A 23,659-nucleotide genomic window follows, 5' to 3' on the forward strand; every position below is an offset into this window, starting at 1 on the left:
ACCAAACGCAGCCTTTGGCGTTTTGTTCTCAGAAGTTCACATATGTTCCCATAAAGTTCTTTACGAATCGTTGAGAACATGAGAACAATACGGCAACAAGCAACGGAGGTCGCAATGCTCACCGAGATTATCGAAATCCTGAAACGCTCTAATGCCAACGCAAACTCCAGCATCGTGGCTGACGCAGTTGGCGTGGTGTCGCTGTTTGCCCTGCTTTTCGCCGGATTGGGAATGTCCGGCACCCTTTGACGATACTGCCTGCGGTCTTGTTGAACCGGGCCTGCGCTTCTGTCCCCAAGTGATGCGCCTCGTGGCTGCCCTGCCACCGCCCCGGTTAAAGAACGCCACTTTCCGCCGCCATCCATGGGATGTGCGGCGGTTTTTTTTATGCAGCCTGCGCGGCCGCCTCGCAAGCCGCATCCAGGGCCAGCAAAATCGACGCATGGCGATTTTTGTAATCCCGCGCAGGCGTCAAAACCTCATAGCCATCGAACGGCGCGGCGGGCACCGGGCCATTGTCTTTCAGCATCGCCCGCAACGCATCACGCGCTGTTTCCAATTCGGAAACACTACGGCCAAGGATAACCCGCCCCAGAATCGCCGCCGAGGCTTGCCCCAGCGCGCAGGCTTTCACATCTTGCGCGAAATCCACCACCCGCCCGTCCTGCATCACCACATCCGCCGTCAGCGTCGAGCCGCACAGCGGCGAGCGTTTGCGCGACGTGCCGGTGGGGGCGGGCAGGCGGCCCAGATGCGGAATATCCGCCGCCAGCGCCAGAATCCGCCCCGAATACAGTTTGACAAGATCGCTGTCGCTCATGACTTCCCCTTTTCTTCTCCGCAAGATAAGCCCGATGCACCCCGCCGCCAAGGAGAACCCGATGCAATTTGATCCCACGCGCCTCAACTTTGACGCCAATGGCCTGATTCCCTGCATCGCGCAGGACCATGTCTCGGGCGAGGTGCTGATGATGGCTTGGATGAACGCGGAATCGCTGGAACGCACGCTGCAAACCGGGGCGATGACCTATTGGTCACGCTCGCGCGCCAGCTTTTGGGCCAAGGGCGAAACCTCGGGCCATGTGCAGCGCTTGGTCGAGCTGCGCGTCGATTGTGATCGCGATTGCTTGCTGGCCCTGGTCACGCAAGAGGGGCCGGCCTGTCACACCAACCGCCGCAGTTGCTTTTACACCGCCGTGCGCGACGGTGCCGAGGTGGTGATTTCCGATCCGCTATAGCCCGACCATGCGGCGAATATCGGCGGGGGTCGCGCCCTCGGCCCGATATCTCGACAAAGCGCGCGCGTCGTCACGCTTGGCCAACCGCTTGCCCTGATCATCGCGGATCAGGCTGTGGTGGTGGTAGATCGGCGTCGGCAGGCCCAGAAGCCATTGCAAAGTCACGTGAATTTTTGTGGCCTCAAACAGGTCTTGCCCGCGCACCACATGCGTCACGCCTTGGGCGGCGTCATCCAGTACAACCGAGAGGTGATAGGATGTCGCCATGTCTCGGCGGCAGACGGCAATATCGCCGATGTGATCACACAGATAGCGCGCATCAAAGCGGATCAGTCCCGTTTCCCCCGCGGGACCGCTACCGTCTTCCTGAAAGCTGAACCCGTCGCTTCCGCTCTGCATCGCGGCGTGGTCAGCGGTGATCTGATCCATGCGCAGACGCAGCACGCCGTCAGGTCTAGGACTAGCGGCAGAGTGGATTTGCTTGTCACGGCAAGTACCGGGATAGATCGGCCCATCCGGGCCAAAGTTGGCGGGCACGCCCTCTTGCGGCGCGCTCAGCGCCTGAAGAATGTCGCGGCGATTGCAGGTGCAAAGAAACAGGCGGTCTTGCGCCCAAAGCCGATTCAACGCCGCAGCATAGATGTGCTGGCGTTGCGACTGTCGCAGTACGGGTTGCTGGCAAGACAGGCCAAGCCATTGCAAATCATCGTAGATTTGCGCCTCCCACTCTGGGCGGCAGCGCGATTGGTCGATGTCTTCGATCCGCAACAGGAACGTGCCGCCTGCAGCCTGCGCCATGTCATGCGCAAGCATGGCGGAATAGGCATGGCCCAGATGCAACGGGCCGGTGGGCGAGGGCGCAAAACGGGTTACGAAAGCCATTCCGTGAACGCTTCCTTCGCCCGGTCGGTGTAGGCCTTGTAGCGATCTTTCCGCCCCTTGCGGCCGCCGCGTGCGTCAATCGGAGGAAATAGCCCGAAGTTCACGTTCATCGGCTGGAAGGTTTTCGCCTCGGCCCCGCCGGTGATATGGGTGATCAAAGCGCCCATCGCGGTATCGGGCGGCGGCGGCGGCAAGATGCGGCCCTGCAATTCCGCCGCAGCCATCCGTCCGGCAAGCAACCCCATGGCCGAGGATTCCACATAGCCCTCAACCCCGGTGATCTGGCCGGCAAAGCGGATATTGGGCCGCGATTTCAGCCGCATCTGATCATCCAGCAACGTGGGGGAGTTGATGAAGGTGTTGCGATGAATGCCGCCAAGCCGCGCGAAACTGGCATCGCGCAGGCCGGGAATCATTTTGAAAACAGCGGTTTGCGCGCCATACTTCATCTTGGTTTGAAAGCCTACGATGTTGTAAAGTGTGCCCAGTTTGTTGTCGCGGCGCAGTTGCACCACGGCATAGGGTTTCACGGCTTCATGCGGATTCGTCAGCCCCACCGGCTTCATCGGCCCAAAGCGCAGCGTCTCGCGCCCGCGTTCCGCCATCACCTCGATCGGCAGGCAACCGTCGAAGTAACCCGCCGTCTCGCCCTCGTGAAACTCGGTTTTCTCGGCGGCCAGCAGCGCGTCGATGAAGGCGTAATATTCCTCTTTGGTCATCGGGCAGTTCATATAGGCGGTTTGTTCCTCCGCCGTCTCGCCCTTGTCGTAGCGGCTTTGCATCCAGGCCACCGACATATCCACCGACTCGGCATAGACAATCGGCGCGATGGCGTCGAAGAAAGCCAAGGCGTCGGCACCCGTCGCGGCCCGAATGCTTTCGGCCAGCGCACCAGATGTCAGCGGCCCGGTGGCGATGATCCAATTGCCCTGATCCGGCAATTCGGTGATTTCCTCGAACGACGACGAGATCAGCGGATGCGCGTTCAGCTTTGCAGTAACAGCCTCGGCAAACGGGTCACGATCCACCGCCAAGGCGCCGCCTGCGGGCAGGCGGTGCGCTTCGGCCATCGCCATGATCAAGCCCTTGGCCGCGCGCATTTCCCAATGCAGCAGCCCCACCGCATTGCGTTCATCATCGTCCGAGCGGAACGAATTCGAGCAGACCATCTCGGCAAAATGCCCAGTGCGATGGGCAAACGTCGCCACTTTCGGCCGCATCTCGTGGATCACCACGCGCACGCCCTGTTCCGCCGCTTGCCAAGCCGCTTCTGATCCGGCCATGCCGCCGCCGATGATGTGCAATTCTTGTGTCATGGGGGCGATGTAGCCCCGCGCGCCGCTTAGATCAAGCCAGCCCTAAATCAAAGCAATGCGTTCGCGCTGTGCCGGGTCGGGGAAGGGGCGATAAAGGCCGATTTCGATCTGCGCGATCATCTGGTGCATGTGATCATATCGTCGCTCGGCCGCTTCGTCCGACGCAGACAGCGCCGCAAAAGTCGCATCCAGATCGGCCAGGCTGCCAACCTCAATCTCCAGCAGAAAGTCAGTGTGGCCCCCAGAGGCCAGCCGAAACTTGCGCCGCATCAAGCGCCAGCCCAAGATCAGCCCCTGCGCCTGCAGATAGCGCATCCATGCGTCAACCGCCGCCGCAAAGGCCAAAGCCCGCGCATCGTCGCGCAATTCGATCATGCAATGATAGATGTTCATGCTGCCTCCTGTTGCCACAGGACAGCAGAGATTCCTTGCCAAGTGTTTAACCCGGCAAGGAAAAATAACTAAGGCCCAGATCTCAGGCCCAGACTTCAGGCTTTATCCAAAGCCACAGCGCCCGCGCCATGGGCGAAGAACATCAGGAAGCCACCGGCAATCGAGAAGTTCTTGAGGAACATGATCATTTGGGTCTGATCAGCAAAGTTGTTGTGGAACAGCACAGCCGTCACCACGCAGAACGCTGCAGCCGCCAATGCCACGATCCGGGTCTTGAAGCCCAGGATCATGCACAGCCCGACGCCGATTTCAAAAATGATCGCCGGCCAAACCAGAAAGCCCGGCAGGCCGACGCTTTGCATATAGCCAGCCGTGCCAGCCACGTCGCCAATCTTGCCAATACCAGCAAGAAGGAAGAAGCCACCGATGATGATGCGCGCGATCAGCGGCGCGTAGAGAGCAAGTTTATCCATGATTTTTCCTGTTCTTCCGTTTCCCAGCGCCAGACCGTCTTTGCGATCTTGCGTGCGTTAGCCATAGCTCAGGCTCAATTTGCAGGAAATACCCGTAGCGGCGCGGCCCCTGTGCAAAATTGCGCAAGTCGAATGGCTAATTTTCCGCATATCGGGCGCAAAGCCGTTCGCGTTCCGTTATCACGAACTCTTGCGGATCAGTATCCGCAAACCGCCCCAGCGCCTGCGCCTTGCTGAAAAAACCCTGTGCGGGCATCCCGTTCGCCAGCCGTGCTGCGCACAAAGCCGCCCGCAAGGGCAGGCCAAGCGCCGCGTCTTCTTCCATCAGCACCTCAAGCGCCGCCGTTAACTTGGCAATCGCACCGGGGCCGGGGATGCCCAGATCGCGGGCCAGCGCACCATAGCTGATCGTCTGGTTCTGCGCGGCCAGCAACGCCAGCCGCGCAGCAAGTTCATTCATCACCTTGTTCGGCAACGCGAGCCACGGAAACCACTTCTTCACCTTTTCCGGTGTTGAATACCTTCACCCCGCCCGCCGAGCGTGAGCGGAAAGAGATTTGGTCAACCGGCACCCGGATGGATTGCCCGGTCGAGGTTGCCAGCATGATCTGGTCAGACAGTTCCACCGGGAACGATGCCACCAACGGCCCGCCACGCATTGCGCCATCCATCGCCTTCACCCCCATGCCGCCACGCCCGCGCACCGGATAATCATGGCTGGAGCTGAGCTTACCCGAGCCCGAGGTGGTAATGGTCAGGATCAGATCCTCGGCGGCAGACATTTCGGCATAGCGTTCTGGTGAAAGCTGGCCAATCTCGACCTCGGCCTCATCCTCATCGGCCTCAACCTCATCCACCGCACCGGCCATCAGGCGGCGCTGTTTCAGGTAAGCCGCCCGTTCTGCCGGATCAGCCTCAAAGTGCCGGATGATCGACATCGACACGACCTTGTCATCCTTACCAAGCCGCACGCCGCGAACGCCGGTCGAGCCGCGCGATTTGAACACGCGGATTTCCTGCGTCGAGAACCGGATCGCCCGCCCGCCCGCCGTGACCAGCATGATATCGTCATTCTCATCGGCAATCGCCGCATTCACCAGGAACACGCCTTCAGGCAGCTTCATCGCGATCTTGCCGTTGCGCATCACATTGGTGAAATCCGACAGATCGTTCTGCCGCACATCGCCGTCGCTGGTGGCAAATACGATCTGCAGATCATCCCATTCGGCTTCGGGCGCATCCACAGGCATCAGCGCTGCAATGCTAACCCCTTGCGCAATCGGCAGAATGTTCACCATCGCCTTGCCCTTCGCCGTCCGCCCTGCCAGGGGCAACCGCCAAGTTTTCAACTTGTAAACCATGCCGTCGGTGGTGAAAAACAAAAGGTTGGTGTGGGTGTTGGCGACGAAAAGCGTCGTCACAACGTCGTCTTCCTTGGTCGCCATCGAGGCCAGACCCTTACCGCCCCGGTTCTGGGCACGGAATTCGATCAGCGGCGTGCGCTTGATATAGCCTCCGCTGGTGATGGTGACGACCATATCCTCGCGTTCGATCAGATCCTCGTCTTCCATATCGCCGGCCCAGTCGACGATTTCGGTGCGACGCGGCACGGCGAACATCTGCTTCACTTCGCTGAGTTCGTTCGAAATGATCGCCATGATGCGGTCGCGGCTGCCCAGAATCTCCAGATAATCCTGAATTTTCCCGGCCAGTTCTTGCAATTCGTCGGTGATTTCCTTGACACCCATCGCCGTCAGACGTTGCAGGCGCAAATCCAGGATCGCGCGGGCTTGCAGTTCCGACAGGTTATAGGTGCCATCATCGTTGATCGGGTGGCTGGGGTCGTCGATCAGCTTGATATAGGGGATGATTTCCCCCGCAGGCCAGCGCCGCGTCATCAGCCGCTCGCGCGCTTCTGCCGGATCAGCCGAGGATCTGATGGTCGCCACCACCTCATCGACGTTGGAAACCGCCACCGCCAGACCGCACAGGATATGGCTGCGCTCACGCGCTTTGCGCAACTCATAGGCGGTGCGCCGTGCCACAACTTCTTCGCGGAAGCTGATGAAATGCCGCAGGAAATCGGCCAGCGTCAACTGCTCGGGCCGCCCGCCGTTCAGCGCCAGCATGTTGCAGCCAAACGATGTCTGCATCGGCGTAAAGCGGTAAAGCTGGTTCAAAACCACATCCGCCGTCGCGTCGCGCTTCAGCTCGATCACCACCCGCACGCCGATCCGGTCGGATTCGTCCTGCACATGGGCGATGCCCTCGATCTTCTTCTCGCGCACCTGTTCGGCGATGATCTCGATCATCCGCGCCTTGTTGACCTGATAGGGCACCTCATCAATGATGATCGCCCAGCGGTCCTTGCGGATTTCTTCCACACGGGTTTTCGCCCGGATGATGACGCTGCCGCGCCCCTCAAGATAGGCCTTGCGCGCGCCAGCCCGGCCCAGAATCGTCGCCCCCGTCGGGAAATCCGGGGCGGGAATGATCTCCATCAACTGCTCAAGGCTGATGTCGGGGTTGGCGATCATCGCCAAAGTGCCGTCGATCACTTCGCCCAGGTTATGCGGCGGAATGTTGGTGGCCATCCCCACCGCAATACCGCCCGCACCATTGACCAGCATATTCGGGAAACGTGCGGGCAGCACCGTGGGCTCGCGGTCTTTGCCATCGTAATTGTCTTGGAAATCAACGGTTTCCTTGTCGATATCCGCCAAAAGAAACGCCGCAGGCTTGTCCATCCGCACTTCGGTATAGCGCATCGCCGCCGCTGTATCGCCGTCCATGCTGCCGAAATTGCCTTGGCCATCCAGCAGCGGCAGGCTCATCGAGAACGGCTGCGCCATCCGCACCAGCGCGTCATAGATCGCGCTATCGCCATGCGGGTGGTATTTCCCCATCGTATCGCCCACCGGACGCGCCGATTTGCGGTAGGGTTTGTCGTGGGTGTTGCCGGTTTCGTGCATCGCAAACAGGATGCGGCGATGCACCGGTTTCAGCCCGTCGCGCAGGTCAGGAATGGCGCGGCTGACGATCACACTCATCGCGTAATCGAGATAGGCGGTTTTCATCTCGGCCGAGATGTCGATCTGCGGGCCGTCATGCACCATACGGCTGGGCTTTTCGTCTGCAGTTTCAGGGGTTTCCGGAGTGTCGGTCACTTGGGCCGCGCCTTCCTGTATAGGGTCTAGATATGGTTGGCACTACCTTACACCATCCCGCATTTGGGGTGCAAGGCGGGCAGGCAAATGGCTTTGTCAGCCGTGCTGCATGAGTGATAACATGCTGTTTTTGTTGAAAATTAATAAATCTGGTGCAGAATCAAACTGTGGGCTTTGGAAAGGCAGGTTGCACATGCACACATCCGAGACGGAACTGATGCTGAAAGGCTATGGGTTGACCACGGCAGAGCTTTACTACCGAATGCCGGATTATCGCAATGTTCTCAATAGCTTCGTCTGGCAGGACTATGATCTTGCCCCCGATTATCCGCAGCTTTTCGGCTTTATCGAATTCTGGCAGGCCAAGATCGAAGGCCCGCTGCATTCGGTGCGCTTCACCCATCGCAAGCTGATCGCACCGGGCGAATGGCGCAATGTTGTGGGGGAATTCCGGCTGCACTAGCCCTGCCTTGCCTTTCACCGCTGGCGCGCGGATAAGCGTGCCGGGTTTTGAAGGCATCGACATGACAATTCTGCCACAGCGCGCGCTGACGCGGGTTGAAGATTTGCTGGCCACCGGGCTTGCTCCGGCCGATCAGGCGCGGGCCTTGCAGCAAGTGGCCGAGGCGTTTCGCATCCGCATCTCGTCGGAAATGCACGGCGCCATCACGGCCACAGATGATCCGATTGCCCGCCAATTCGTGCCGGACGCTGCCGAGTTGACCATCCGCCCGGAAGAACTCTACGACCCCATCGGCGACCTCACCCACAGCCCGACGCCGGGCCTGACGCACCGCTACCCCGACCGCGTCATCCTTGCCGCCACCCACACCTGCGAGGTTTACTGCCGCTTCTGTTTCCGTCGCGAAGCCGTCGGCGAAGAGGCCGCATTGCCCGACGCCGATCTTGACGCAAGCCTCAACTACATCGCCGCCACCCCCGCGATATGGGAGGTGATCCTGACCGGCGGCGACCCCTTGGTGCTGTCGCCGCGCCGCCTCTCGGCGCTGATGCAGCGACTGTCGGCGATCCCACATGTGCAGATCGTGCGCTTTCACACCCGCGTGCCTGTCGTGGCCCCGGCGCGGATCAGCGATGAGATGATCGCCGCTTTGCGAGCCCAATCAACCGCTGGCCCAACCACTTACCTCGTTCTGCACAGCAACCACGCGCAGGAAATCACCCCTGCCGCGCAGGCCGCCTTGGCGAAACTCGCCGATGCCGGCATCCCGCTGCTGTCACAAACCGTGCTGCTGCGCGGCATCAATGACGATGCCGCCACGCTCGAAACCCTGTTCCGCACCCTGCTGCGCCACCGCGTGACGCCCTATTACCTGCACCACTGCGACCTTGCCCGCGGCACCAGCCATTTCCGTACGACCATCGCCGCAGGGCAGGCGATCATGACGCAACTGCGTGGCCGCCTGTCGGGCATCGGCGTTCCGACCTATGTGATTGATATTCCCGGCGGCTTTGGAAAGGTGCCGATCGGCCCCGGTTATATCGAGGCCGATGGCGACGCCTACCAAATCACCGATTGGCAGGGCAGGCGGCACGCCTATCGCGACCCGGCTTAGCCTGCGTCGACACTCATCACGGGCAATCTGGCGAAGGCCACCGCCTTCGGCATGCGGGCCAGATGCCGCTGAAACCGCCGGGCCCCCAAGGCCCGGCCAGCGCCCGCCCCGCCCTCGGCGGGCGCTTCTCGCCCGCCGGGTCAGGCGCTGGCCTCAGCGCGTTTCTCGTGGCACTGTTTACAGCGTGATACCGCACACGCGGGCGGGGAAACGCGGTGCGTTTCCTGTTTCCGCCCGGACATGGGCGTGCCCGATCACTGCCTGCAGATCGGCCTAGGCCGCCCGCAAAATCATCCCGAACAAATCGCGCGGATCATCCGGGTCTGCGATCATGTCCAACTGGGTGAACAGCCCGGTCTCGTCCAGCTTGCTGCGGATATAACGCAACGCGCTGAAATCCTCGACCGCGAAGCCCACGGAATCAAACAGCGTGATTTCGCGCGCATCACGGCGGCCCGACGCCTGCCCGTTGATCACCTGCCACAACTCCACCACCGGATGATCGGGGGCAAGCTGTTGAATTTCCCCCTCAATCCGGGTCTGCTCAGGGTATTCGACAAAGATCGACGACCGCAGCAGAATATCCTTGTGCAACTCGGTCTTGCCGGGGCAATCGCCGCCTACCGCGTTGATATGCACGCCCGCGCCGACCATGTTGTCGGTCAGGATCGTGGCATATTGTTTGTCGGCGGTGACAGTTGTGATGATCTGCGCGCCCAAAATCGCCTCATCCGCCGTGGTGCAAGACACCACGCGCAAGCCCCGCCCGGCCAGATTGGCCGCACATTTCGCCGTCGCAGCCGGGTCGATATCGTAAAGCCGCACCTCGGAAATGCCGCAGATTGCCTTGAATCCCAGCGCCTGAAACTCCGCCTGCGCGCCGTTGCCGATCAGCGCCATGGTGGTCGCGCCCGCAGGCGCCAACCACTTCGCCGCCATCGCCGATGTCGCCGCCGTGCGCAGTGCCGTCAGGATGGTCATTTCCGACAACAGCACCGGATAGCCCGTCGCCACTTCGGCCAAAAGCCCAAACGCTGTCACGGTTTGCAGGCCTTGCTTCATGTTGGACGGATGGCCGTTCACATACTTAAAGCCATAGGTTTCCCCGTCCGAAGTCGGCATCAACTCGATCACGCCCACATCAGAATGTGACGCCACGCGCGGGGTCTTGTCAAACAGCGGCCAGCGTTTGAAATCGGCCTCAATCTCGGCGGCCAGATCGGAAAGCACCCGTTCCACCCCCAGATGCAGCACCAATTTCAACATGTGATCGACAGAGACAAACGGCACAAAGGCCTGATGCGACGGGGTGTTCATGGGATCCTCAGAAACTGCGGGTGGGGCGGTCGAACACCTTGCGGCCCATCAGCGAGCCCACAAGTTCGACCATCAGCTTGGCGGTGCGGCTGCGCTCATCCAGAAACGGGTTCAACTCGACCAGATCCAGCGACGTAACCAGCGCGGATTCGTGCAAAAGCTCCATCACCAGATGCGCCTCGCGGAACGTCGTGCCGCCCGGAACCGTGGTGCCCACCGCCGGCGCAATCGAGGGGTCGAGGAAATCGACGTCAAGCGACACATGCAGCATCCCGCCCGCATCGCGCACCAAATCCAGAAACTCGCGCAGGGGGGCGACGATGCCGCGCTCATCCAGCACCCGCATGTCATTGATCGCAATGTCATGTTTCAACAGCGCCGCATGTTCCGCCGGATCGACCGAGCGGATGCCGTAAAGGCAAATCCGTTCCGCCGGGATCGGCTTGGGGAACGCCGGAAACGCCTCAAACCCCTCACGTCCGGCGATATAGGCCACCGGGGTGCCGTGTAGATTGCCGCTCTGCGTGGTCAGCGGCGTGTGGAAATCCGAATGCGCATCCAGCCACAGCAAAAACAACGGCCGATCCACCCGCGCCGCATAAGCCGCAGCCCCCGCGACCGACCCCAGCGCCAATGAATGATCGCCACCCAGAACAATCGGCAACCCGCCTTGGCTCAGCGCATCATCGACGCGGTCGGCGAGAACCTCGGTCCAACCCAGCACCTCGGCCAGACTGTGCACCGCCGGGTTGGGGCAGGTGGCCGCCTGCAACGCAGGCAGCGCCAGATCGCCCCAATCCTCCACCCCATGCCCCAGATCGTGGATCGCCTGCGCAATCCCCGCCACACGATAGGCCGCAGGCCCCATCACGCAACCGGGGCGGCGCTGGCCTTCGTCGATCGGCGCGCCGATCAGAATGGTGTTGGGCATGGTCAAACTCCTTTTGCGCGACACTCTTTCCATCTTGCGGCGAATCATACAGATATTTATGGCAATCCGCACAATCCCCTTTGCAAATTGGCAGGAAAATTGCCCATGTTGGACGAAACCGATACACGGCTGATCGCCGAACTGCGCCGCGATGGCCGCGCTGCTTTGTCCGATCTGTCAGACCGTCTGGGCCTCTCGCGCGCCACCGTGCGCACGCGGATGGAGCGGTTGACCGCCAAGGGCGAAATCGCAGGCTTTACCGTGCTCACCCGCTCGGATGTCGCCGAAGCTCCGGTGCGCGGCCTGATGATGATCATCATCGAGGGCAAGGGCGGCGAAAAGGTGATGGCGCGCCTCGCCGGTATCCCCGCGGTGATGGCCGTGCATTCGACCAATGGCAAATGGAGCCTGATCGCCGAGATCTCCACCCAGACCCTGATCGAGCTGGACGAGGTGATCAACCGCATCCGCAACATCGACGGCGTGCTGACCTCGGAAACCAACCTGTTGCTCTCCACCCGCAAGGCCGGGCGGCGTTAGCCCCGAAATCCCGGCAATTTGATTAAAATTTGCGCCCCACGCATGCGAACAGCGCCCATGGCTTCATCTTGGCTCAAATACTCCCGCCGGAGGCTCCTGCGGCCAGCGTCGGATGCCTCCGGCGGGAGTATTTGAGCCAAGATGAAGCCGCTTGTTGGGTTCAGATCCCGCGGAACTTTGCCGCGCGCTTTTCCAAAAACGCCGCGACACCCTCGCGGAAATCGGCGGTCGCACCACATTCCCCCTGCAACCGTGCCTCCAGCGCCAGTTGCGCGTCCAGATCATTGCCAAATGACGCCCGCAGTGCGGTTTTCACCCCGCGATAGGCCAGCGTCGGCCCCTGCGCCAAGCGCAGCGCCCGCGCTTGCCAGTGCGCCGCAAAATCCTGATCTGGCACGCATTCATAGATCATGCCCCACTCCGCCGCCTGCCGCGCGCTCACCTTATCGGCGAACAGAACCGACCCCATCGCGCGCGCAAGCCCGATCTGACGCGGCAGCCAGTAGCTGCCCCCGGCATCGGGCACGAGGCCGATCCGTGTGAACGCCTGAATGAAACTGGCGCTTTCCGCCGCGATCACCACATCCGCCGCCAGCGCCAGATTGGCGCCAGCCCCCGCCGCCGCCCCTTGCACCGCCGAAATTGTCGGCACCGGGCAATCGGTGATCGCCTTCAGCAGCGGCACGTATTCCTCGTTCAGCACCTTTTCCAGATCCAGCGCCGCTCCCGCATCGCCCAGATCCTGCCCCGAACAAAACGCCCGCCCCGCGCCAGTGATCACCAGCACCCGCGCCTCGGACCCGGCGCGCAGCACTGTCTCCAGCATTTCAGCCCGCAACCGTGCCGACAAAGCGTTCATCACTTCGGGCCGATTGAGCGTGATCACCGCCACGCCTGCGTCCACCTGATACGTAATCTGCTGATACATCAAAGCCCCCCTGATGCCCGTCAGACTATCAGGGCAGGGGCAGGGGGCCAGCGAAACCCCGCGTCACTTCTGGGTCAGTTCGGCCAGCCGCGCCTTGTCAGCCTCGCTCAGCGCCTCGGCCTCAGCCGCCACCGCCCGCCTGCGCGTCATCGCAAAGGCAATCGCAGCCCCCGCCAGCAGCATCGCCGGCCCCGCCAGCCACAAGATCAGATTGGCCCCCTCGGCGCGCGGCTGGAACAGCACAAACTCGCCGTAGCGCGCCACGATGTAATCGACCACCTGCGCATCGGTATCGCCCGCAACCAACCGCTCGCGCACGGCAAGCCGCAAATCCCGGCTGATCGGCGCGTTGGAATCGTCAATATCCTCGCCCTGACACACCGGGCAACGCAGGTTGCGCGAAATCTCCCGCGCCCGCGCCTCAAGCCCCGGATCGGTCAGCATTTCCCCCGGCTGCACCGCAAAGGCGGGCGAGGCCAGCAGCGCCAGCGCCAGAACCAGCCCGCGCATCATTCTGCCGCCACCGCCACAGGGGCAGTCCGCCGCGCACCCGCCGCCACCCGGAACCGCCGATCCGACAGGCTCAGGATGCCGCCCAGGGCCATCAGCAACGCGCCGCCCCAGATCCAGTTGGCAAATGGCTTGATATAGCTGCGCACCGCATAGCCGCCATCATCCTGCGCGTCGCCAATCACCAGATAGAGATCGCGGAACACGCCTTGGTCAATCGCAGCCTCGGTCGTCGGCATCCCCGCCACCGGATACATCCGCTTTTCGGGATGCAGGCTGGCGACCTGAACGCCACCCTTGCGCACGATCATATCCGCCATGGTGGAATGGTAATTCGGCCCCTCTACCTTGTTCACCGCAGCCAAAGTTACTTCATAACCGCCCAAGGCAAAGCTTTCGCCGATCTTCACTGTGCGAATGTCTTCCGTCACCCAAGCCGTCATCGCGGCGACGGCAAAGATCGTCACCCCCATGCCGGAATGCGCCAGCATCTTGCCCAGATCGGCGCGGGGCAGGCGGGTCAGCCGCCCCAACCGCTCGCCCAGGCTGCCGCGCCCCAGCCGTGTCCACAGATCGACCAACGCGCCCATCACCACCCAGGCACCCAAAGCCGCCCCGATTGGACCCAGCGCAGATTTGCCGGTTTGCACCGCATAAACCAGCAGGCCGACCGCCACAGCCAGCACCAAAGCCCCGCGCAAAGGCCGGATCGCGCGGCGGATTTCGGCGCGTTTCCACGGCAGCATCGCCCCCACGGGCAGAATGATCGCCAGCACCACCATGAACGGCGTGAAGGCCGCGTCAAAGAACGGCGGGCCGACCGACAGCTTGCGTGCGAACACCAACTCCGCAATCAGCGGCCAGATCGTGCCGGTGAACACCACAAAGGCCGACACCGCCAAAAGCAGATTGTTCGCCACCAGCGCGGTTTCGCGGCTGACCACGGCAAACACGCCCTTGGCCTCCAGCACGCTCGCGCGGGCAGCAAACAGCGTCAGCGCCCCGCCCATGAAGATGCCCAGAATCCCGAGGATAAACACCCCCCGCGCCGGATCATTGGCAAAGGCGTGCACAGATGTGATCACGCCCGAGCGCACGATGAACGTGCCGGTCAGGCTGAAGCCAAACGCCAAAATCGCCAGCAGAATCGTCCAAGCCTTCAGACTTTCGCGCTTTTCCACCACGATGGCCGAGTGCAGCAGCGCGGCCGAGATCAGCCACGGCATGAAGCTTGCGTTCTCCACCGGGTCCCAGAACCAGAACCCGCCCCAGCCGAGTTCGTAATACGCCCACCACGAGCCCATTGCGATGCCAATGGTCAAAAAGATCCATGCGGCGAGGGTCCAGGGCCGCACCCAGCGCCCCCAGGCCGCATCAACACGGCCCTCCAGCAGCGCCGCGATGGCGAAGGAAAAGCTCATCGAAAGCCCGACATAACCCAGATACAAAAACGGCGGGTGAAACGCCAAACCGGGGTCTTGCAGCAAGGGGTTCAGGTCATTGCCATTCAGTGGCGGATTTTCCAGCCGCAGGAACGGGTTCGATGTCCACAGCATGAAGGCCATGAACGCGACGCCTATCGAGCCTTGCACCGCCAGCACCCGCGCCTTCAACCGCGCCGGAAGATTGCCGCCAAACCACACCGCACAAGCGCCAAAGGTCGCCAAAATAAGCACCCACAGCAGCAACGATCCCTCATGGTTGCCCCAGACCCCCGCAACCTTGTAAAGCATCGGCTTCGCGGTATGCGAATTTTCCACCACCAGCTTCAGGGAAAAGTCCGAGGTGACAAAGCCGTAAGTCAGCGCCGCAAAACTGGTGGCGATCAGCAAGAACTGCACCACCGCCGCCGGGTCCGCCACTGCCATCAGCCGCGCATCGCCGCGATGCGCCCCCCACAGCGGCAGGGTGGTCTGCACCAGCGCCACCACAAAGGCCAGCACCAAGCAGAAATGTCCGAATTCAATGATCATCGCGGCCTCCCGGTTAGCCCTTGTATAGAGGACAACCGGCGGCGCGGAAATGGGCTGCGCGGCAATGTCGCGCAGCCGTTACTCTCAAACCCCGCGCGCCAGCGCCGCAACGCCCGTCCGCGCCATTTCCCGCAGGCCCAAGGGCCGCATCAATTCGGCAAAACTGTCGATCTTTTCCGGCGTGCCGGTCATCTCGAACACGAAACTCTCCAGCGTGCTGTCCACCACATGCGCACGGAAAATCTCGGCCAAGCGCAAAGCCTCGATCCGCGCCTCGCCCTTGCCTGCCACCTTCAGCAGCGCCAGTTCCCGCTGCACCGAAGGCCCTTCAACCGTCAGATCATGCACTTCATAAACCGGCACCATCCGCGCCAGCTGCGCCTTGATCTGCACGATCACTTCCGGCGTGCCGGTCGTCACCACGGTGATCCGGCTGCGGTGCGAGTTGTGATCGACCTCGGCCACCGTCAGGCTGTCGATGTTATAGCCGCGCGCGGTGAACAGCCCGATCACGCGGGCCAGAACCCCCGGCTCGTTTTCCACGATCACGGCCAGAGTATGCGTCTCGATCACCGGCGCATTCGGGTCGCGCAACTCATAAGCCGAATGGCTGGACGCGCTTTTCTTGATGTTTAGCGGAGACATCTTGGTCATCCTCTCTGTAAAAATATCCCACGGGGGTCCGGGGGTGTGAAACCCCCGGTTCGACATCTCACACCAGCACCGCGCCAGCCGCCTTGATCACCCCTTGGGTATCGGCATCGCCCAAAAGCATCTCGTTATGCGGCTTGCCTGACGGGATCATTGGGAAGCAATTCTCGTGCTTTTCCACCCGGCAATCAAAGATGAACGGGCCGTCATAGCGGATCATCTCCATGATCGCATCATCCAGATCGGCGGGGTCAGACACCTGAATACCCTTGCAGCCAAAAGCCTCGGCCAGCTTGACGAAATCCGGCAAGCTTTCCGACCAGCTTTGCGAATAGCGCTCGCCATGCAGCAATTCCTGCCACTGCCGCACCATCCCCAACCGCTCGTTGTTCAGGATGAACTGCTTCACTGGGGCACGGAACTGCATCGCCGTGCCCATTTCCTGCATGTTCATCAACCACGAGGCTTCCCCGGCGACGTTGATCACCAGGCTGTCAGGATGCGCTATCTGCACGCCCACCGATGCAGGCAAGCCATAACCCATCGTCCCGAGGCCCCCAGAGGTCATCCAACGGTTCGGCTCTTCAAAGCCCATATACTGCGCGGCCCACATCTGATGCTGGCCGACTTCGGTGGTGATGTAGCGATCCATCCCCTTGGTCAGCGCTTCCAGGCGCTCCAGCGCGTATTGCGGCTTGATCACCTTGGTCGAGCCTTTGTAGCCCAGACACTTCACCGCCTGCCACTGCGCGATCTGCGCCCACCACTTCGCCAGCCCTTCCTTGTTCACCTTCGATCCGCGCGACTTCCACAAGGCCAAAGCCTCGGCCAGAACCTCGCCCACGTCGCCCACGATGCCCACATTCACCCGGATCACCTTGTTGATCGAGGACGGGTCAATATCGACATGCACCTTCTTTGACTTTGGCGAGAAATCGGCAATCCGCCCGGTAATCCGGTCGTCAAACCGCGCGCCAATGTTGATCATCAGATCGCAGCCATGCATCGCCAGATTGGCCTCATACAGCCCGTGCATCCCCAACATGCCCAACCAGTTCTTGCCCGATGCCGGATAAGCGCCCAGACCCATCAGGGTCGAGGTGATCGGAAAGCCGGTCGCCGCCACGAATTCACGCAGCAGTTGGCTGGCCTTGACGCCCGAGTTGATCACGCCGCCGCCGGTGTAGAACACCGGGCGCTCGGCGGTTTCCATCATCTCGACCATGGCCGCGATGGCTTCCGGGTCGCCTTTGGTTTTCGGCACGTAATGCGACACGCGCGAGGTTTCGATCGGGGTATAGGTGCCGGTCGCAAACTGCACATCTTTCGGAATGTCGATCAGCACCGGGCCGGGGCGGCCGTGGCTGGCGACATGAAACGCCTGATGGATGGTTTCCGACAGCTTGTCGGTGTCCTTCACCAGCCAGTTATGCTTGGTGCAGGGCCGGGTGATGCCAATGGTATCGGCCTCTTGGAACGCATCGGTGCCGATCATGAAGGTCGGCACTTGCCCCGACAACACCACCAGCGGGATGCTATCCAGCAGCGCATCGGTCAGCCCCGTCACCGCATTGGTCGCACCGGGGCCAGATGTCACCAAGGCCACGCCCACCTTGCCGGTGGATCGCGCGTAACCCTCTGCCATATGGATGGCACCTTGTTCGTGGCGCACCAGAATGTGGCGGATGTCATTCTGCTGGAAAATCTCGTCATAGATCGGAAGCACCGCGCCACCGGGATAGCCGAATACGACTTCAACACCCTGATCCTTCAGGGCTTGAACCACCATCTGTGCTCCGGTCATCTGACGAGTCATGATCTTTTCCTACGTTCGGCCCACTGGCCTTTGTTCAACAAAAAGCCCCCGGAGGTTACTCGGGGGCGCATGGGAAACCTGATGGTCTAACCGTTACCGGCCCATGCGCTTTATCCCTACGACTACGAGAATGCTCAGCATTCCAACCTCCATCAGCTTCGCCGGGAAACTATGGCGGCGGGGCAGGGGCGTCAACTGCAAATCGACACGGAAAGTGTCGCTTGAGGCAAGATTTTTGAACTTAAATTACGAAAAGACATGCTTAGAAGTAATTTTAGCAATGAAACTGGGTATTGGCCGCAAGACTCTGGCGATTCGAGGTCATCGGACGCCGCTGAACACATCACCAGATGGCTGCGCTGCGAAACGCCCGCCTGATGCAAGTTGCTATATCTTGTGGTCCAGCGTGGCGATAGCCACAAGTCATTCCCAGCTGGGATAGGCCCGAAATCCGCTCAACGCGCGGCTTATGCCGGTTGCAGCAAATCCCAACGGTTGCCCCAAGGATCACGCCATACCGCGACGATGCCATAGTCCTCATGCCGCGGTGCTTCTTCAAACACGCCACCCGCCGCGGTGATCCGGGCCGCGTCACGGCCAAAATCATCGCTGTGCAAGAACAGCCAGACCCGGCCCCCGGCCTGATCGCCCACCGCCGCCTGCTGCCGCGCACCAACCGCCTGCGCCAACACGATCTGCACGCCACCGCCCGCAGGCTGCACCGTCACCCAACGCTTGTCGCCTTGATCAATGTCTGCTGTCAGCCGAAAGCCCAGGCCATCGCAGAAAAACCGGATCGCACTGTCATAGTCGGGCACAACGAGTGCCAATGCCCCTATCATTCGCGCGGCACAGACCGCGCCTCGGGCAGCGAGATCCGCGCCACCTGCTCGGCAATCGGGTCAACCGACAGCGGATGCAACTCGGCCCGGTGATCGGCAGGGTCGCCAATATCCTGCCACGCGCCGTGCTTGAAAATCTCCAGCGCGTTGAACCCGGCCTTGTAGCCCATCTTGCGGCTGCCCGGCACCCAATAGCCCAAGTAGACGTAAGGCAGCCCGGCTTCTTGCGCGATGGCGATATGGTCCAGAATGGCAAAGGTGCCAAGCGACAGATCAATCATGTCGGGGTCGTAAAAGCTGTAAACCATCGACAGCCCGTCATCGAACACATCCGTCAGCGCCACACAGGCCAAGGGCCGCCCACGTTCACCGGGGCCTGCGGCGCGGGTATATTCGATCACCCGGCTTTTGATCGGGGTTTCCTCGATCATCGCGGCAAATTCGAACACATCCATATCCGCCATCCCGCCATCAGCGTGGCGGGCATCCAGATAGCGGCGGAACAGCGCGAACTGATCCTCGGTCGCCCAGGGGCTGGTCGCGTTGCGGCGCAAATGCGCGGCGTTTTTCAAAATCCGGCGCTGGGTGCGGCTGGGCTTGAAATCCGCCACGCGGATACGCGCCGACAAACAGGCCGAACATTCCGCACAAGACGGCCGATACAGCACATTCTGCGACCGCCGGAATCCCTGTTTCGACAGCGAGTCATTCAGCCTTTGCGCCTGATCGCCTTGCAGCGCGGTGAACAGCTTCCGCTCCATCCGGCCATCCAGATAGGGGCAGGGCTGCGGGGCCGTGACATAGAATTGTGGCGCAATCGGAAGGGTGTGGCGCATTATCTCGGACTGCACGGTTTTGGATGCGTCACCCTAGCAAGGCCAATCGCCGCCGCCAAGCGCAATCAGAGGGCGGAACCTGCGGCAACTGCGCCAAAAAAAGCCCCCCGGCCTGAACCGGGGGGCAATTTGCTCAATGCAGTGCGGCGATCAGTATTCGCCCGGACGCGCCACTTCAGTCGGGTTTGCCGGAGCCGAAGCCGCACGGGCGCGATCTTCCATAAAGCTGTCGAACTCGGACTTGTCCTTGGCTTCACGCAGGCGCTGCAGGAACGACTCAAATGCCACCTGCTCATCTTCCAGCCGACGCAGCATGTCGGTTTTGTAGGCGTCAAACGCCGCATTGCCCGAGGTGCGCATCGCCGCATGGCCGCCCCAAGGGTTGCCGTGACGTTCAAAATGGCGCCCACGGCGCTCGGCACAAGAAGAACCTCTGAACATGCGTTTGCTCCAGATCATATAGGCCAGCAAGGCCAGGCCCACGGGCCAGATGAAGATAAAGCCAAGCACCATGGCGGCGATCCAGGCAAATCTGCCCCGATCATCCAGCCAAGCCTCGGCGCGGCGCAGGAAGGAAAAGAGTCCGCCGGAGGAAGGGGCGGTGGTCGAGCTGGTGTTCATCGGCGGTCTCCCGGTTGAAGTGTATGTGAATGTCTTTCACATGAGCCAAGATGCGCAGCCATCGCCCCGCTTTCAAGGGTTATGTGAAAGATATTTACATAAACCGGCTGCGCAGCGCAAATCCGCGCGAAAACCCGCCGAACCCTATTCCCACGCCGCCCCGGACTTGATCCGGGGCCTCTGCTTTGCGGCGAGGAGGCCCCGGATCAAGTCCGGGGCGGCTTTGGAAATGCGGTGGTGTGGGGTTGAACCGTCAGGCCGCGAACGCGGCCACAACCGCCTCGGTGATCTGCTGCAACTGCAAGGGCGGCACGGCAAAGATGTGTCGCGGCGTCCCGGCTGCCGCCCAAACCACCGGAAAGCGCAGTAGGGTGGGGTCCATCCAGATCGGCAGGGCGGTCAGATGCCCCAAGGGCGAAACGCCGCCAATGGCAAAACCCGTCACCGCCCGCACCTGTGCGGCATCGGCCCGCCCCAGCGTCTCACCCGCCAAAGCACTTGCGCGGACGGCATCCACCTGATTGCCGCCCGCCGTCAGAAACAGATACATGCCGCGCTGCCCGCCAAAAATGATCGACTTCACGATCTGATCCAACGCGCAACCCGCCGCCTGCGCCGCTTGCTCTGCGGTGCGGGTCTCTCCCGGCATCTCCAGCGGCGCACCCGCCACGCCATGCGCCTGCATTGCCGCCACCACCCGCGCCAAACTTTTGCTCATGTTATCCTCATGCCTTTGGGGTTGGGCGGCATAGAAAGCCATTCGCGCCCCATGCTCAACCCCATCCGGTCAGACCGCGGTTTTGCACACCCTGATCGGATCGCCCGTTGACCCTGCGCCAAGCTGACCGCAAACTGCGCGGATGAGCCAGAATTTCGCCGCCCGCCTGACCCGCCAGCCCATCGCCTATGACCGCGATCAGGCGACCGATATTGCCGCCAGCTTCGCCGATCTTGCGCCCGAATTGCGCGATCTGCTGGCCAATACCGCTGGATGCAGCCCTTACTTGAAGGCGCTGATGTTGCGCGAGGCACCTTGGCTGCGCGTGGCACTCAGCCTTGCGCCGGAAACCGTCTTTACCGGCGTCATGGTGGCGCTGAACGAGGTGGCGCTGGATGCTTTGCCAAACGCCCTGCGCCAAGCCAAGCGCCGGGTGGCCTTGCTGACGGCGCTGGCCGATCTGGGCGGGGTGTGGTCGCTGATGCAGGTGACAGGCGCGCTGACCGATCTGGCCGACCGCGCGGTTGATCTGGCGATGCAGCGTCTGGTGGCCGAGGAAATCCGCCGCGGCAAGTTGCCCGGTGCCACGCCTGATGATGCCGCCACCTCGGCTGGCATGGTCAGCCTTGCCATGGGCAAGATGGGCGCGGGCGAGTTGAACTATTCCTCGGATATCGACCTGATCTGCCTGTTCGATCAGGATCGCTACGGCGCCGATTGGCAAGAGGCCCGCGCCGCCTTCATCCGCGTCACCCGCAAGATGGCGGCCATGCTGTCGGACATCACCGCCGAGGGCTATGTGTTCCGCACCGATCTGCGCCTGCGCCCGGATGCCTCTGTAATGCCGGTCTGCCTGTCGATGGCCGCCGCCGAAGCCTATTACGAGGCGCAAGGCCGCACATGGGAGCGTGCCGCCTATATCAAGGCGCGCCCCTGTGGCGGCGACATCGCGGCGGGCAATCGGTTTCTGTCGGCACTGACGCCGTTCGTCTGGCGCAAGCATCTGGATTTCGCCGCGATTCAGGATGCGCATGACATGCGCCTGCGCATTCGCGAACACCGCGGCCTGAACGGCGCTGTGGTGGTCGAGGGCCACAACATGAAACTCGGCCAAGGCGGCATCCGCGAGATCGAGTTCTTCACCCAGACCCGGCAGTTGATTGCCGGTGGCCGCGATCCATCGCTGCGCGACCGCACCACCTTGGGCGGGCTGGCGGCACTGGCGGCGAAAGACTGGCTGCCTGCCCATGTCGCCACCGATCTGTCGCAGCTTTACACCCAGCACCGCGATCTGGAACACCGCATCCAGATGGTGAATGACGAGCAAACCCATAACCTGCCCGTCACCGCCGAGGGTATCGCCCGCATTGCCGCCTTCTGCGGTCAGGATGAGGCCAGCTTCCGCCGCGATCTGCTGGCACGCCTCGCCAGCACCGATCGTCTGACCGAAGGCTTCTTCGCCCCCAGCGCGGTCGAGACCGGGCCAGAGCTTTCTGACCATGCCAAAGCCATCGTCAAGGGCTGGGCCAGCTACCCCGCGCTGCGATCCGACCGCGCACAGGCGATCTTTCAGCGCCTGCGCCCGGTGCTGCTGAAACGCCTCGCCCGCGCTGCCAATCCGGATGAGGCGCTGGTGGCGCTGGATGGCTTTCTGGCGGGGCTGCCTTCGGGCGTGCAGATTTTCTCACTGTTCGAGGCCAATCCGCAACTGGTTGATCTGATCATCGACATCGCAGGCACCTCGCCCGCCTTGGCCCGCTATCTGTCGCGCAACGCCAGCGTGCTGGATGCGGTGATCGGCGGGTCGTTCTTTGCCGCCTGGCCCGGAGTGGCGGCGCTGGGCGCGGAACTGGCGCGCAGGCTGACCGAAAACGCCGACTACGAGCGTAAACTCGATGCCGCGCGGCGCTGGATGAAGGAATGGCATTTCCGCATCGGCGTGCATCACCTGCGCGGGCTGATCGACGGGTTCGAGGCGGGCAAGCAATACGCTGACCTCGCCGAGGCGGTGATTGCCGCACTCTGGCCGGTGGTCGTCGCCGATTTTGCCACCCGCCATGGCCCCCCACCGGGGCGCGGCGCGGTGGTGCTAGGCATGGGCAGCATGGGGGCGGGGCGGCTGAATGCGGGCTCGGATCTTGATCTGATCATGATCTATGATGCGGCAGGGGTGGAAAACTCGGATGGCAAACGCCCCCTTGCCGCGCGCGCCTATTACGCGCGGCTGACGCAGGCGATGGTGACGGCGCTGTCGGCGCAAATGGCGGAAGGCCGGCTTTACGAGGTCGATGTGCGGCTTCGCCCGTCGGGGCGGCAGGGGCCGGTCGCCACCTCGATCACCTCGTTCCGCGATTACCAGATGACCGAGGCCTGGACATGGGAGCATCTGGCGCTGACCCGTGCCCGCGTGCTGGCCGGTGCGCCCGATCTCGCGACCGAGGTGGAAACCCTGCGGCGTGAGATCATCGCGCTGAAAGGGCAGGGCGCATCGGTGTGCAAAGACGTGGCCGAGATGCGCGCCCGGCTTGCCGATGCCAAACCCGGCGCAGGCGGGTGGGATGCGAAATTCGGGCCGGGGCGGATGATGGACATCGAACTTCTGGCGCAAACGCTGGCGCTGCAAACCGCCAGCCCCGCCCGCGGGGTCGAACGCCAGATCGCTGCGGGCGAATCCAAGGGCAAACTGTCGCATTCAGATCAGACGGCGCTGCTGGAAGCCTACAGGCTGTTCTGGCAAGTGCAGGCAGCCAGCAAACTGCTGTCAGACAAACCGCTTGACCCTGACACTTTGGGTCTGGGCGGGCGGGCGTTTCTGTTGCGCGAAGTGGGTGCGGTGGAAACCGAGGCAGGCTCTGCTGCCCTGACCGAACGGCTGGCGCGCAAGGCGGCACTTGCAGAATGGGTGATTTCAGCCCATCTGAACGGGTGAT

Annotated in this window: 24 protein-coding genes; 6 read left to right on the forward strand and 18 right to left on the reverse strand. The window is 62.1% G+C overall.

Annotation, left to right across the window (positions count from 1 at the left end; all coding sequences use genetic code 11):
- Positions 1 to 114 precede the first annotated feature (114 nt).
- Positions 115 to 249, forward strand: coding sequence for a hypothetical protein (locus ACFOGH_RS02215; RefSeq protein WP_380071418.1), 135 nt, complete (start codon positions 115 to 117; stop codon positions 247 to 249).
- A gap of 136 nt (positions 250 to 385) precedes the next feature.
- Here ACFOGH_RS02215 and ACFOGH_RS02220 read toward each other — a convergent pair whose 3' ends face one another.
- Complete coding sequence (locus tag ACFOGH_RS02220) at positions 386 to 820, reverse strand: iron-sulfur cluster assembly scaffold protein (RefSeq protein ID WP_380071419.1); 435 nt, start codon at positions 818 to 820, stop codon at positions 386 to 388.
- A 61-nt stretch (positions 821 to 881) separates the two neighbouring features.
- On the opposite strand from ACFOGH_RS02220, the gene hisI reads away from it, so the two are divergent.
- On the forward strand, positions 882 to 1,238 hold the full coding sequence (gene hisI / locus ACFOGH_RS02225; protein WP_380071420.1) for a phosphoribosyl-AMP cyclohydrolase: 357 nt from the start codon (positions 882 to 884) through the stop codon (positions 1,236 to 1,238).
- Here the strand turns inward: hisI and gluQRS are convergent.
- The 6 genes from gluQRS to gyrA all read right to left on the reverse strand — a co-directional run bounded on the left by gluQRS (position 1,233) and on the right by gyrA (position 7,469).
- A complete protein-coding gene (gluQRS, locus tag ACFOGH_RS02230) occupies positions 1,233 to 2,120 on the reverse strand; it encodes a tRNA glutamyl-Q(34) synthetase GluQRS (RefSeq protein WP_380071421.1) in 888 nt (295 codons plus the stop codon). The two genes, hisI and gluQRS, sit on opposite strands and share 6 nt — an antisense overlap.
- Positions 2,108 to 3,436 (reverse strand): methylenetetrahydrofolate--tRNA-(uracil(54)-C(5))-methyltransferase (FADH(2)-oxidizing) TrmFO, encoded by a 1,329-nt coding sequence (trmFO, locus tag ACFOGH_RS02235; protein ID WP_380071422.1) that lies wholly within the window; start codon positions 3,434 to 3,436, stop codon positions 2,108 to 2,110. The genes gluQRS and trmFO overlap by 13 nt, the downstream gene beginning before the upstream one ends.
- A gap of 42 nt (positions 3,437 to 3,478) precedes the next feature.
- A complete protein-coding gene (locus ACFOGH_RS02240; RefSeq protein ID WP_380071423.1) occupies positions 3,479 to 3,829 on the reverse strand; it encodes a DUF6614 family protein in 351 nt (116 codons plus the stop codon).
- 95 nt (positions 3,830 to 3,924) lie between these two features.
- Positions 3,925 to 4,302 carry a DoxX family protein gene (locus ACFOGH_RS02245; protein ID WP_380071424.1) on the reverse strand — a complete coding sequence of 126 codons (378 nt, stop codon included), beginning with the start codon at positions 4,300 to 4,302 and terminating at the stop codon, positions 3,925 to 3,927.
- Between the two features lie 136 nt (positions 4,303 to 4,438).
- Entirely contained in the window at positions 4,439 to 4,762 is a 324-nt protein-coding gene (locus ACFOGH_RS02250) for a hypothetical protein (RefSeq protein WP_380071425.1), read from the reverse strand.
- Positions 4,755 to 7,469 (reverse strand): DNA gyrase subunit A, encoded by a 2,715-nt coding sequence (gene gyrA, locus ACFOGH_RS02255; protein ID WP_380071426.1) that lies wholly within the window; start codon positions 7,467 to 7,469, stop codon positions 4,755 to 4,757. Before gyrA ends, ACFOGH_RS02250 begins: the two co-directional genes overlap by 8 nt.
- Before the next feature lie 193 nt (positions 7,470 to 7,662).
- On the opposite strand from gyrA, the gene ACFOGH_RS02260 reads away from it, so the two are divergent.
- The gene (locus tag ACFOGH_RS02260; RefSeq protein ID WP_380071427.1) at positions 7,663 to 7,932 is read left to right on the forward strand and encodes an usg protein; all 270 of its coding nucleotides are present in this window, start codon (positions 7,663 to 7,665) and stop codon (positions 7,930 to 7,932) included.
- Between the two features lie 61 nt (positions 7,933 to 7,993).
- Entirely contained in the window at positions 7,994 to 9,046 is a 1,053-nt protein-coding gene (locus ACFOGH_RS02265) for a lysine-2,3-aminomutase-like protein (protein ID WP_380071428.1), read from the forward strand.
- Positions 9,047 to 9,319: 273 nt separating this feature from the next.
- On the opposite strand, the gene ACFOGH_RS02270 is transcribed toward ACFOGH_RS02265, so the two are convergent.
- Both ACFOGH_RS02270 and rocF read right to left on the reverse strand, forming a co-directional pair.
- Positions 9,320 to 10,363, reverse strand: a complete 1,044-nt coding sequence (locus ACFOGH_RS02270) for an ornithine cyclodeaminase (protein ID WP_380071429.1) — start codon at positions 10,361 to 10,363, stop codon at positions 9,320 to 9,322.
- Between the two features lie 7 nt (positions 10,364 to 10,370).
- The gene (gene rocF / locus ACFOGH_RS02275) at positions 10,371 to 11,294 is read right to left on the reverse strand and encodes an arginase (protein ID WP_380071430.1); all 924 of its coding nucleotides are present in this window, start codon (positions 11,292 to 11,294) and stop codon (positions 10,371 to 10,373) included.
- A gap of 108 nt (positions 11,295 to 11,402) precedes the next feature.
- On the opposite strand from rocF, the gene ACFOGH_RS02280 reads away from it, so the two are divergent.
- The gene (locus tag ACFOGH_RS02280; protein WP_380073951.1) at positions 11,403 to 11,834 is read left to right on the forward strand and encodes an Lrp/AsnC family transcriptional regulator; all 432 of its coding nucleotides are present in this window, start codon (positions 11,403 to 11,405) and stop codon (positions 11,832 to 11,834) included.
- Positions 11,835 to 11,994: 160 nt separating this feature from the next.
- Here the strand turns inward: ACFOGH_RS02280 and ACFOGH_RS02285 are convergent, their stop codons facing one another.
- The 9 genes from ACFOGH_RS02285 to ACFOGH_RS02325 form a co-directional block, all read right to left on the reverse strand.
- Positions 11,995 to 12,762, reverse strand: coding sequence for an enoyl-CoA hydratase-related protein (locus ACFOGH_RS02285; RefSeq protein WP_380071431.1), 768 nt, complete (start codon positions 12,760 to 12,762; stop codon positions 11,995 to 11,997).
- A 63-nt stretch (positions 12,763 to 12,825) separates the two neighbouring features.
- Entirely contained in the window at positions 12,826 to 13,275 is a 450-nt protein-coding gene (locus ACFOGH_RS02290) for a cytochrome c-type biogenesis protein (protein WP_380071432.1), read from the reverse strand.
- Positions 13,272 to 15,245: a heme lyase CcmF/NrfE family subunit gene (locus tag ACFOGH_RS02295; protein ID WP_380071433.1), complete on the reverse strand. Its 1,974-nt coding sequence runs from the start codon at positions 15,243 to 15,245 to the stop codon at positions 13,272 to 13,274. The genes ACFOGH_RS02290 and ACFOGH_RS02295 overlap by 4 nt, the downstream gene beginning before the upstream one ends.
- 84 nt (positions 15,246 to 15,329) lie before the next feature.
- Positions 15,330 to 15,890, reverse strand: a complete 561-nt coding sequence (gene ilvN / locus ACFOGH_RS02300; RefSeq protein WP_380071434.1) for an acetolactate synthase small subunit — start codon at positions 15,888 to 15,890, stop codon at positions 15,330 to 15,332.
- Between the two features lie 67 nt (positions 15,891 to 15,957).
- Positions 15,958 to 17,712, reverse strand: a complete 1,755-nt coding sequence (locus tag ACFOGH_RS02305) for an acetolactate synthase 3 large subunit (protein ID WP_380071435.1) — start codon at positions 17,710 to 17,712, stop codon at positions 15,958 to 15,960.
- A 467-nt stretch (positions 17,713 to 18,179) separates the two neighbouring features.
- On the reverse strand, positions 18,180 to 18,554 hold the full coding sequence (locus ACFOGH_RS02310) for a VOC family protein (RefSeq protein WP_380071436.1): 375 nt from the start codon (positions 18,552 to 18,554) through the stop codon (positions 18,180 to 18,182).
- Positions 18,551 to 19,390, reverse strand: a complete 840-nt coding sequence (locus ACFOGH_RS02315; RefSeq protein WP_380071437.1) for an arginyltransferase — start codon at positions 19,388 to 19,390, stop codon at positions 18,551 to 18,553. The genes ACFOGH_RS02310 and ACFOGH_RS02315 overlap by 4 nt, the downstream gene beginning before the upstream one ends.
- 150 nt (positions 19,391 to 19,540) lie before the next feature.
- A complete protein-coding gene (locus ACFOGH_RS02320) occupies positions 19,541 to 20,011 on the reverse strand; it encodes a DUF2852 domain-containing protein (RefSeq protein WP_380071438.1) in 471 nt (156 codons plus the stop codon).
- 253 nt (positions 20,012 to 20,264) lie between these two features.
- Positions 20,265 to 20,729, reverse strand: coding sequence for a YbaK/EbsC family protein (locus tag ACFOGH_RS02325; RefSeq protein WP_380071439.1), 465 nt, complete (start codon positions 20,727 to 20,729; stop codon positions 20,265 to 20,267).
- Positions 20,730 to 20,871: 142 nt separating this feature from the next.
- On the opposite strand from ACFOGH_RS02325, the gene ACFOGH_RS02330 reads away from it, so the two are divergent.
- Positions 20,872 to 23,658 carry a [protein-PII] uridylyltransferase family protein gene (locus ACFOGH_RS02330; protein ID WP_380071440.1) on the forward strand — a complete coding sequence of 929 codons (2,787 nt, stop codon included), beginning with the start codon at positions 20,872 to 20,874 and terminating at the stop codon, positions 23,656 to 23,658.
- The last annotated feature ends 1 nt before the right edge of the window (position 23,659 follow it).

Origin of the sequence: Cypionkella sinensis, from assembly GCF_042646385.1 — a bacterium.
Taxonomy (GTDB): Bacteria; Pseudomonadota; Alphaproteobacteria; order Rhodobacterales; family Rhodobacteraceae; genus Cypionkella; species Cypionkella sinensis.